Genomic DNA, 10,803 nt, shown 5'->3' with positions numbered 1-10,803 from the left:
TCAGTAATTTACACCTTCTGTTATCTAGTTTTGAGAGAGTGAAAAAATTTCCTCTTGAAAAAGTCAGGAAAAATATTATAATAGTATTTGTCCTGATTAATAGTTTTGAAAGCATATGAGTAATATGTCTGGTAATGATGGCGAAGAGGTCACACCCGTTCCCATTCCGAACACGGAAGTTAAGCTCTTCAGCGCCGATGGTAGTTGGGGGTTTCCCCCTGTGAGAGTAGGACGTTGCCAGGCTGTTATTATTCCGCAGTAGCTCAGTGGTAGAGCACTCGGCTGTTAACCGAGCGGTCGTAGGTTCGAATCCTACCTGCGGAGCCATATATTGCTTCCATAGCTCAGCAGGTAGAGCACTTCCATGGTAAGGAAGAGGTCACCGGTTCGAGCCCGGTTGGAAGCTTTATTAATGACAATGGCCCGTTGGTCAAGCGGTTAAGACACCGCCCTTTCACGGCGGTAACACGGGTTCGAATCCCGTACGGGTCACCATATATGGAGGATTAGCTCAGCTGGGAGAGCACCTGCCTTACAAGCAGGGGGTCGGCGGTTCGATCCCGTCATCCTCCACCATATTTTTTAAACTTACTAAAATGCCGGTGTAGCTCAGTTGGTAGAGCAACTGACTTGTAATCAGTAGGTCGGGGGTTCGACTCCTCTTGCCGGCACCATTTTAATTAGTCATTCACTTAAATATCGGAGGGGTAGCGAAGTGGCTAAACGCGGCGGACTGTAAATCCGCTCCTTCGGGTTCGGCAGTTCGAATCTGCCCCCCTCCACCATTTTTAAAAAATGTGGACAAGTTGTTAAACTTACCACCTATTTTTATGTTTCTTTATTGGGCTATAGCCAAGCGGTAAGGCAACGGATTTTGATTCCGTCATGCGAAGGTTCGAATCCTTCTAGCCCAGCCATTAAAGAGCCATTAGCTCAGTTGGTAGAGCATCTGACTTTTAATCAGAGGGTCGAAGGTTCGAATCCTTCATGGCTCATTTTATGTAGGGGCCTTAGCTCAGCTGGGAGAGCGCCTGCCTTGCACGCAGGAGGTCAGCGGTTCGATCCCGCTAGGCTCCACCATTACACTACATACTATTTTCGTCTTAGACTATATATTGTCTAAGACTTTTTTTGTTATATAGGCTCCCATTTGCTTTTTGGATTTCATTTAGTAAGTAAGAGGCGGTATAGAAATTAAAATAATGAAAGCGCCTCTTTAGTTATATAATTGGAAACGTGTAATAAGAATTTGACTGCTGGAAAAGAATGTATGTGGTATTCACTTATAAATAATAGATGAAAATAGAAGATTGAATTAAGAATGATTTATACGTTTTTGAAATGTTATTTTTGAATATTTATACTATTTTTTTGTTAAGTTGAGTCATTTTATTGTTATAGGCTAAAATATATAACAATAGGATGAGGGGGATCTAACAATGAATACGAGTATTTCTATTATTGGTGTTCCTATGGATTTAGGCCAAACTAGACGTGGAGTGGATATGGGGCCAAGTGCAATAAGATATGCTGGTGTTGTAGAAAGATTAGAAAAACTTGAATATCAAGTTGAAGATCTTGGGGATATTTACATCGATCATAATAAAAAAATGAATGACTTAAATGAACCTATAAAGAATTTAAATTTAATAGAAGAAATAAGTAATGATTTAGCTGAAAAAGTAGATGCTGTTGTTTCAAGTGGCTCATTTCCTTTGCTTTTAGGTGGAGATCATAGTATTGCTATAGGAAGTATTGCAGGAATTGCTAAGCATTATCGTAATTTAGGTGTTATTTGGTATGATGCGCATGGAGATTTAAATACAATGGAAACATCTCCATCTGGAAATGCACATGGAATGTCTCTTGCGGCAAATTTAGGTTTAGGTCATTCTGAATTTACGAACATTTTGAACTATTCTCCTAAAATTAAACCAGAACATATCGTTATTATCGGGGCTAGATCCTTAGATGAAGGGGAAAAACAATTAATTAAAGAAAAAAATATAAAAGTGTATACCATGCATGAAATTGATCGTTTGGGTATGTCTAAAGTAATGGAAGAAGCCATTTTATATTTAAAAAATCGGACAGATGGTGTTCATTTATCTCTAGATTTAGATGGATTAGATCCAATTGAAGCTCCTGGTGTCGGTACGCCTGTTCTAGGAGGAATTAGTTATAGAGAAAGCCATTTAGCTATGGAAATGTTAGCAGAGTCTAATTTAATAACTTCAGCTGAATTTGTAGAAGTAAATCCAATATTAGATGAAAAGAATAAAACTGCTATCTTAGCTGTTGCCTTAATGGGTTCATTATTTGGCGAAGTATTACTATAATTAATAGAAGCTTTTGCTTCTTTTTTTTGTCAATTTAAGGTGTTTGTTAAGTAGATAGTCGAGCTCTTTACTTATCTTTAAAACATTTTTATCATTAATAGAGTTTTTTTCGCTAGTACAATCATTTCCATACGTGTGTTTTCAATACATTCTAAGATATTTTTCATTTCTTTAGGCATTTAGAATTCCTCATTTCTAAAAAAATCTATTTTTTTACCCTTTTCTTATATAGGGTAAACCTAAAATATATAAACTTTGATAAGATAAATAAATAAGGTATTTTATGAAACTTTTGTGTGAATCAACCGTAAATATAATGTAGCCGCATAGGGCGGAGGTTAATAAAGAAATGGAACTACTTGTCAAACAAAGAATTAAGGAAGTCTTGAAAGGTGATCAAAATGCTTATGGAGAAATAGTTGAAATCTACAAAGATAAAGTATTTCAACTATGCTATCGTATGCTTGGAAATCGACATGAAGCGGAAGATATGGCCCAAGAAGCATTTGTTAGAGCATTTGTTAACATCCACAGTTTTAACATAAAACTAAAATTCTCTACTTGGTTATATCGTATTGCGACAAATTTATGTATTGATCGAATTAGAAAAAAGAAACCAGATTATTATCTAGATGCGGAAGTAGCAGGTACGGATGGACTTAATATGTACTCACAGGTTCCGGGAGATACCCTTTTACCTGAAGATGAAGTAGAAAGTTTAGAACTCCATGAGAGAATTCAAAAAGAAATCACACAATTACCGGAAAAGTATCGTACTGTTATCGTTTTAAAATACATCGAAGAATTATCATTAAAGGAAATTGGAGAAATATTGGATATGCCAATTGGGACTATAAAAACACGTATCCATCGTGGGCGTGAAGCATTGCGTAAACAATTAAGCAACTTATAAAAAGCAGGTGATTATATTGAAATGTTCAAATGAAATCATAGAATATATGCATGAATATCTGGATAACGAAATAAGTGTGGAACATGAAAGTATATTGCGCCATCATCTGCAAACTTGCGAAGATTGTCAATCATATTTTCATCAGTTGAAGAAGTCTATAGCGCTTGTACAAAGCACATCGCATATTGTGGCACCAGCTGATTTCACACAAAAGGTTATGGCAAGCTTACCTAAAGAAAAGAAAAAGGTAGGTATGAAACGTTGGTTTAAAAATCATCCATTACTTACAGCAGCTTCTCTTTTTATTGTGTTAATGAGTGGAGCTTTATTTTCAAATTGGAAGGAAGATCATCAATTTTCTGTTTCTAAGCAACCGGAATTAGTTGTTGATAATGATACGGTCATTGTTCCTGAAGGAAAAACGGTGTCTGGCGACGTAGTAGTCAGAAATGGAAATATTAAAATTGAAGGAAAAGTTGATGGTAATGTGACCGTCATTAATGGTGAGAAATATTTAGCATCGGCGGGGCATGTTTCTGGGGACATAGAGGAAGTAGATGAAATGTTTGAATGGCTGTGGTATAAAATTAAAAATACAGCGAAAAAGGCATTAACCTTCATGGAAAGTAAAGAAGAGATGCAATCATCCAACTAGGGTTGGATGATTTTTTTATAGGCTATTTTCTAAAAGATTGTTATATTAAACAAGTTCGGTGAATGTAACTAGATTCGATTATAGTGTAAACCGCAAGACTCCTGTGGGCTCACCAGATGCCTCTTGAAAAGAGAACATTTTGGAGTGGGAATGTCGATCTATATTTATCACTTTTTCATAGCCTGAAGCCTGTGAAAACTGCATTTAAATTGGCACGTTTTCTAGAAATAAACGAATGATGAATAGAACGCGATAACGTTTTTTCTTAATTTTATAGTGCATCCTAAAGTTATAACATTTAATGAATGCTTATACAGAGCTGCTATGGAGAGAAAATAGAGGAAATACCAGTATTATTTGAACGTGAATCACCGCTTTTAATTGGAGTTGGGCTAATATATGATATAATAATAAAGTTATCGGAAATTTATGTAGGTATTACATACTCAATTGGAGGAAGTAACATGTCACTATCTAACTTTCCTTTCTTTGACATTATTACGAATGTTGTAGATATTATCCTAGTATGGTTTGTTATATATAAATTATTAATGGTTATAAAAGGTACGAAGGCTGTCCAATTATTGAAAGGAATCTTCGTCATAGTCGTTGTAAAAAGTTTAAGTGGTTTATTTGGATTTAATACGTTATTTTGGTTGATGGAACAGGCGATGGATTGGGGTTTTATTGCAATCATCGTTATATTCCAGCCTGAATTAAGAAGAGCACTTGAGCAGCTTGGAAGAGGTAAATTATTCTCTAGAAGTGCTGTACAAGAAGAAAATGAAAATGAACAAACAGTAGAAGCGATTGCAAAAGCGACCGAATATATGGCTAAACGTCGTATTGGTGCCTTAATCTCAATCGAAATTGAAACAGGATTAAATGAATATATCGAAACAGGTATTGCTTTAGATTCCAAAATTACATCTGAGCTATTAATAAATATCTTTATCCCTAATACACCGCTGCATGATGGTGCAGTGATCATTCAAAAAAATAAAATTGCAGCGGCAGCTTGTTATTTGCCATTGTCTGAAAGTCCGTTTATTTCAAAGGAGCTTGGTACACGACATCGTGCGGCATTAGGAGTAAGTGAGGTAACAGATTGTATTACGGTAGTTGTATCAGAAGAAACAGGAGCTGTTTCATTAACACGTAATGGTGAGCTTCACCGCAATCTTTCACCTGAAGATTTCAAAAAAATGCTAATGAATGAGCTAGTCAATGTATATAAATCAACATCTTCTAACCGATGGAATTGGAGGGTGAAGAAGCATGGATAAATTTATCGAAACCCCATGGTTTTTAAAAGTCGTGGCGTTATCGCTAGCAGCCTTGTTATATATATCTGTAAACTTTGAGGCTAAATCTGACTCATCCATTTTTAATACACCTTCAACAAAGGGAACAGAAGTAGTTGAATCAGTTCCAGTAGATGTATACTATGATCGAGATAATTTGGTTGTAACAGGTGTTCCAAAAACAGTTGATGTAGTTTTAAATGGTCCAAAGAATTTAGTGATACCTGCTAAAAATTCACGAGATTTCAAAGTCTATATTGACTTATCCGATCCTGAAATAGAATTAGGAGATAAGAAAGTACCAATCAAAATTAAAGATTTAAGCGAGAAAATTAGTTCTTCTATTCAACCAGCCTATGCAGAAGTTTCTATTCAAGAAAAGGTAACAAAAGAGTTTTCTGTACAGCCAGAATTTGATCGAGCACTTCTAGAAGATGGATTTATTGCTGAAGAGCCTACAGTAAAACCTAAAAAAGTAAAAATTACGGGTGGTAAAGATTCTATTGAAAAGATTGCCTATGTAAAAGCAATTGTAAACATTGATGTAGGAGCTAATTCAAACGTAGTACGTCAGGCGCAAGTTCAAGCCTTGGATCGAGATTTAAATAAGCTGGATGTTAACATTAATCCATCGACTGTCGAAGTGGAAGTTCCTATTAAAAGTCCTAGTAAAAAAATGAAAATCATACCTGTTGCCTCAGGTAAACCTAAGGAAGGTATTAATATTACTAGTATCAATGCTAATCCGTATGAAGTAACTTTATACGGAAAAAAATCTATTCTTGATTCAATAGACGAATTACAAGTGCCTGTTGATGTTAGTAAAATTGAAAAAGATTCAACATTTACCGTAGCAATTGATTTACCAGATGGGATAACTGCAGCATCCGTTCAAGAAGTTGAAGTAAAGGTGTCTGTCTCGAAGGATGAGCAAACGAATGCTGATAATGAAAACAATGAAGAAGAGGCTGCAGACATTTCTAAAACCTTTTCAAATCTTGGTATTAACTATATAGGTTTAGATGAAGGCTATGAATTAGCCTTTATCAATCCGAGTAAAGGTAGTACGAATGTGGTTGTAACGGGGGATAAGAGTGTGATAAACACTTTAACAGCATCCGATATACAGCTCGTTCTGAATGTGAAGGGTCTTACTGAGGGGGAGCATACAGAAACATTGCAAATCAAAGCTCCTAATAATGTAAAAGTAGAAGCGTCTGATACTGTCGCTAAGTTTTCAATTACAAAAAATGATGTAGGAACATGATGAGATAATTCAATCTAACCTTTCATTTTTTAAAAGATGATAAGAAAACACACCATTCTATTTAAAATAACATAATTATTTTTGCTTCACTGTTTTATCATTGTAGCTTTGGATTTCTAAAAGTGTGTTTTCCTATTTTTAGGTTAGATTGGTTCAATATAGATGTTAGTGTAAAGATAATGGTTAATAGGTTGACTTTATTGTGCAAGTTCACAGTAAAACACATGAAGGAGAGAATTTTAACATGGGTAAATATTTTGGAACTGACGGAGTAAGAGGTGTAGCTAATAGTGAATTAACGCCTGAGCTTGCTTTTAAACTAGGACGTTTCGGAGGATATGTATTAACAAAACATGCAGATCGTCCTAAGGTTTTAATTGGCCGAGATACTCGTATTTCAGGACATATGCTTGAAGGCGCGCTAGTAGCTGGCTTACTATCTATCGGGGCAGAAGTAATGCGCCTCGGTGTAATTTCTACACCAGGAGTTGCATACTTAACAAAAGCTTTAAGTGCAGAGGCTGGAGTTATGATTTCAGCTTCACACAACCCAGTTGCTGATAATGGTATTAAATTCTTCGGAAATGATGGTTTTAAATTATCCGATGAACAAGAAGAAGAAATTGAACAATTGATGGATTTAGTCGAAGACACATTACCAAGACCAATTGGTGGAGATTTAGGCCAAGTTAATGACTACTTCGAAGGCGGACAAAAGTATTTATCATACTTAAAACAAACGGTAGATGAAGAATTTACTGGCTTGCATATCGCTCTTGATTGCGCACACGGTGCAACTTCTTCATTGGCTACGCATTTATTTGCAGACTTAGACGCTGATATCTCAACAATGGGTTCATCTCCAAATGGATTGAACATAAATGATGGTGTAGGTTCTACGCATCCAGAAAGCTTAGCGGCATTTGTAAAAGAAAAAGGTGCAGATGTTGGACTAGCATTCGATGGAGATGGAGATCGTATTATTGCCATTGATGAAAAAGGAAATATTGTTGATGGTGATCAAATATTATATATTTGTGGAAAACATTTAAAAGAAAACGCTAGATTAAAGCATGCAACAATTGTTTCTACTGTTATGAGCAATCTTGGATATTATAAAGCGTTAGAGGCTCAGGGTATTAATAGTGCTCAAACAGCTGTTGGAGATCGTTATGTAGTAGAGGAAATGAAAAAAGGTGGATATAATCTTGGTGGTGAACAATCAGGACATATCATTTTCCTTGATTACAATACAACAGGAGATGGTTTGTTAACAGGTTTACAATTGGTTAATATCATGAAAATGACGAAAAAACCTCTTTCTGAATTAGCAGGAGAAATGAAAAAATATCCGCAAAAGCTAGTAAATGTGAAAGTAACTGATAAATATCACGTTACAGACAATGAAAAAGTAGCGGAAATTATTGCTGAAGTTGAATCAGAAATGAATGGAAATGGTCGTATTTTAGTACGTCCTTCTGGTACCGAGCCTCTTGTTCGTGTAATGGCAGAAGCGCCAACACAAGAGCAATGTAACGAATATGTAGAACGTATTTGTGCAGTGGTAGAGAAGGAAATGGGATTATAAAATAGTCCGTATTGCTTTTTCAGTACCTACGAATAGAAGACAAGCTGTCTAGAAGGTCAATGAGGATTTTCTAGACAGCTTTTTCTTTTATGTAGGTTACATCAGCGTTTTCACAGGTCGTGTGATTTAAGCCTGCAAGGTGATTAAGCTTTTCTATGCATAAGAGGCACGCTTTCTCTTCTTATGCATATTTGTATAGTAAGGTTCCAAAAGTATAGGGGTCATATGTTGTGTTGACGAAATGTTCAACATAAGGTATGATTACTTTGCTTTTGAAATTTCTTCAATGGCATATACTCCTAATTTATTGAAAGGTGGTTGTAGACAAAAATATGGACGTATTAACCAAAAAAGCGCCTGAACTAAATCGGACGGAGTGGTTTAGTTGACGAGGTGGAGGTTTATCGAAGATTCGGCGGGTACCTCCCAGTTGAAGTGCACAGCTGTATATTTCAACTTTAAAACAATAAGGTAACTTATTGGACAACGAGTTGAAAATGCACACACTTAAAAATTAAAATATATGAGACAAGGGGACAAGAGTGTCCCCGGACATTCTTGTCCCTTTGGATGATTTGGAGGAACAAGTATGTGTGGTATTGTTGGATATATAGGAAATCAAGATGCAAAGGAAATCTTGTTAAAAGGGCTAGAAAAGCTTGAATATAGAGGATATGACTCTGCTGGTATTGCTGTTATGAATAATAATGGAGTACAAGTTTTTAAAGAAAAAGGACGTATTGCAGATTTAAGAGCTGTTGTAGATGAAAAGATATTTGCACAAACTGGGATTGGTCATACACGCTGGGCAACTCATGGTGTACCAAGTACAGTAAATGCCCATCCTCATCAAAGCTCTTCGCATCGTTTTACACTTGTACACAATGGTGTCATTGAGAACTATAACATCTTAAAGCGCGAATATTTAAAGGATGTAACTTTTAAAAGTGAAACAGATACAGAGGTCATTGTTGCTCTAGTAGATAAGTTTGCAACAGAAGATAATCTTTCTGTTGAAGAAGCGTTCCGTAAAACGCTATCGCTATTAAAAGGTTCATACGCATTAGCACTTTTGGATGAGCATAACAATGGTACAATTCTAGTGGGGAAAAATAAAAGTCCTCTATTAATCGGTGTAGGAGAATCTTTCAATGTTGTTGCTTCAGATGCAATGGCCATGCTACAAGTAACTGATCAATTTATTGAGTTAATGGACAAGGAAATTGTTATCTTAACTCAAGATAATGTGAAAATTAAAAAGCTAGATGGTTCAGTAGTTCATCGTGAGCCATATACTGCGGAGTTGGATGCTAGTGATATCGAAAAGGGTACGTACCCGCACTATATGCTGAAAGAGATTGATGAACAGCCACTAGTAACGCGTAAAATCATTCAAGCATATCAAAATGATAAAGGGGACTTAACAATTTCTGAAGAAATTTTAAGTGCCATGAATGAAGCGGATCGTATTTATATTGTAGCTTGTGGTACTAGCTATCATGCAGGCTTAGTAGGTAAACAATTCATTGAAAATATGGCATGTATCCCTGTCGAGGTTCATGTTGCTTCTGAGTTCAACTATAATATGCCGATTTTATCTGCAAAACCATTGTTTATTTTTATTTCACAAAGTGGAGAAACAGCAGATAGTCGAGCAGTACTTGTATCGGTAAAAGAACTTGGTTACAAAGCGTTAACCATTACGAACGTTCCAGGGTCAACATTATCACGTGAAGCAGATTATACATTACTACTTCATGCAGGTCCAGAAATTGCGGTTGCTTCAACTAAAGCGTATACAGCTCAAATAGCAGTTCTTGCAATCTTAGCGCATGTAACAGCTATTTCAAAAGGATTAGAGGCTAAATTAGATCTTATTCATGAGCTTGGAATTGTAGCGAATGCAATGGAAGTACTTTGTGATTCAAAAGAGGCAATGGAAGGTATAGCTCGAGAGTTTTTATCTGTTACGCGTAATTGCTTCTTTATTGGTCGGACTTTAGACTTCTTTGTTGGCTTAGAGGGAGCATTAAAGCTGAAAGAAATTTCCTATATCCAAGCAGAAGGCTTCGCTGGTGGAGAGCTTAAACACGGTACAATTGCCTTAATTGAAGAAGGTACACCTGTTATAGCACTTGCTACACAAGAAGCTGTAAACTTAAGTATTCGAGGCAACGTAAAAGAAGTAGTTGCCCGTGGTGCAAATCCGTGCATTATTTCTATGAAAGGTTTGGAAGAAGAAGGAGACAGCTTCGTTATTCCAGCTGTGCACGAGTTATTAACACCTCTTGTCTCAGTAATTGCATTACAATTAATTGCTTATTATGCAGCTTTACACCGCGAGTGCGATGTGGATAAACCACGTAACTTAGCGAAGAGTGTAACTGTAGAATAAGGGATCGAGAAAAACGAAGTGGATTGTTAACAACAAAAAAAGTTGGAAACTGACAATTAAAGTTGGGAACCAAATTAATCAATAATAAATAAGACCTGATGAGTATGTATTCATTAGGTCTTATTTATTTTTATTGAAGGAAATTCTAATTGTGCAATATAAATTGATACAAGTTTTGGTTTTTTGATTAAGAAAATCATTAACTGTTTTTAAAAATATACGGCATATGTTGTCTCTCTGCTATTTATTATTTTAAATTTCCTTTATCATCTATATTTTTTGTAGGCTCTGTTCATAGATATTGTTGCTTTTCGAATACACTTCCTTATTCAACTAACGGAG

Annotated in this window: 8 protein-coding genes, 9 tRNA genes and 1 rRNA gene; 17 read left to right on the top strand and 1 reads right to left on the bottom strand. The window is 35.9% G+C overall.

Features of this window, described 5'->3' with window-relative positions:
* Positions 1–127 precede the first annotated feature (127 nt).
* From rrf to rocF, 11 genes are all read left to right on the top strand, one after another.
* Positions 128–243, top strand: a 5S ribosomal RNA gene (rrf, locus tag BN349_RS22625).
* 9 nt (positions 244–252) lie between these two features.
* Positions 253–327 (top strand) — tRNA-Asn (locus BN349_RS22620).
* Positions 328–333: 6 nt separating this feature from the next.
* Positions 334–406, top strand: a tRNA-Thr gene (locus BN349_RS22615).
* 14 nt (positions 407–420) lie between these two features.
* Positions 421–495 (top strand) — tRNA-Glu (locus BN349_RS22610).
* A 5-nt stretch (positions 496–500) separates the two neighbouring features.
* A tRNA-Val gene (locus BN349_RS22605) sits at positions 501–576 on the top strand.
* 22 nt (positions 577–598) lie between these two features.
* A tRNA-Thr gene (locus BN349_RS22600) sits at positions 599–674 on the top strand.
* A 27-nt stretch (positions 675–701) separates the two neighbouring features.
* Positions 702–785, top strand: a tRNA-Tyr gene (locus BN349_RS22595).
* Positions 786–842: 57 nt separating this feature from the next.
* Positions 843–917, top strand: a tRNA-Gln gene (locus BN349_RS22590).
* A gap of 5 nt (positions 918–922) precedes the next feature.
* A tRNA-Lys gene (locus tag BN349_RS22585) sits at positions 923–995 on the top strand.
* A gap of 9 nt (positions 996–1,004) precedes the next feature.
* Positions 1,005–1,080 (top strand) — tRNA-Ala (locus BN349_RS22580).
* 359 nt (positions 1,081–1,439) lie between these two features.
* Entirely contained in the window at positions 1,440–2,339 is a 900-nt protein-coding gene (rocF, locus tag BN349_RS22575; RefSeq protein ID WP_019244582.1) for an arginase, read from the top strand.
* On the opposite strand, the gene BN349_RS27020 is transcribed toward rocF, so the two are convergent.
* The gene (locus tag BN349_RS27020; protein ID WP_081591310.1) at positions 2,340–2,438 is read right to left on the bottom strand and encodes a Spo0E family sporulation regulatory protein-aspartic acid phosphatase; all 99 of its coding nucleotides are present in this window, start codon (positions 2,436–2,438) and stop codon (positions 2,340–2,342) included.
* A 250-nt stretch (positions 2,439–2,688) separates the two neighbouring features.
* Between BN349_RS27020 and sigW the strand changes: the two genes are divergently transcribed.
* The 6 genes from sigW (at position 2,689) to glmS (ending at position 10,461) form a co-directional block, all read left to right on the top strand.
* Positions 2,689–3,252, top strand: a complete 564-nt coding sequence (gene sigW / locus BN349_RS22565) for an RNA polymerase sigma factor SigW (RefSeq protein WP_019244580.1) — start codon at positions 2,689–2,691, stop codon at positions 3,250–3,252.
* A 16-nt stretch (positions 3,253–3,268) separates the two neighbouring features.
* Positions 3,269–3,907: an anti-sigma factor family protein gene (locus BN349_RS22560; RefSeq protein WP_019244579.1), complete on the top strand. Its 639-nt coding sequence runs from the start codon at positions 3,269–3,271 to the stop codon at positions 3,905–3,907.
* 464 nt (positions 3,908–4,371) lie between these two features.
* Positions 4,372–5,193, top strand: a complete 822-nt coding sequence (cdaA, locus tag BN349_RS22555) for a diadenylate cyclase CdaA (RefSeq protein ID WP_019244578.1) — start codon at positions 4,372–4,374, stop codon at positions 5,191–5,193.
* Complete coding sequence (locus tag BN349_RS22550; protein ID WP_019244577.1) at positions 5,186–6,478, top strand: CdaR family protein; 1,293 nt, start codon at positions 5,186–5,188, stop codon at positions 6,476–6,478. Before cdaA ends, BN349_RS22550 begins: the two co-directional genes overlap by 8 nt.
* A 244-nt stretch (positions 6,479–6,722) precedes the next feature.
* On the top strand, positions 6,723–8,066 hold the full coding sequence (gene glmM, locus BN349_RS22545; RefSeq protein ID WP_019244576.1) for a phosphoglucosamine mutase: 1,344 nt from the start codon (positions 6,723–6,725) through the stop codon (positions 8,064–8,066).
* A 589-nt stretch (positions 8,067–8,655) separates the two neighbouring features.
* Entirely contained in the window at positions 8,656–10,461 is a 1,806-nt protein-coding gene (gene glmS, locus BN349_RS22540) for a glutamine--fructose-6-phosphate transaminase (isomerizing) (protein WP_019244575.1), read from the top strand.
* Positions 10,462–10,803: the final 342 nt, after the last annotated feature.

Source organism: Bacillus sp. AP8 (genome assembly GCF_000321185.1).
Taxonomy (GTDB): Bacteria; Bacillota; Bacilli; order Bacillales; family DSM-1321; genus Bacillus_AD; species Bacillus_AD massilioanorexius.
This window is presented reverse-complemented; position numbering and strand designations above follow the sequence as displayed.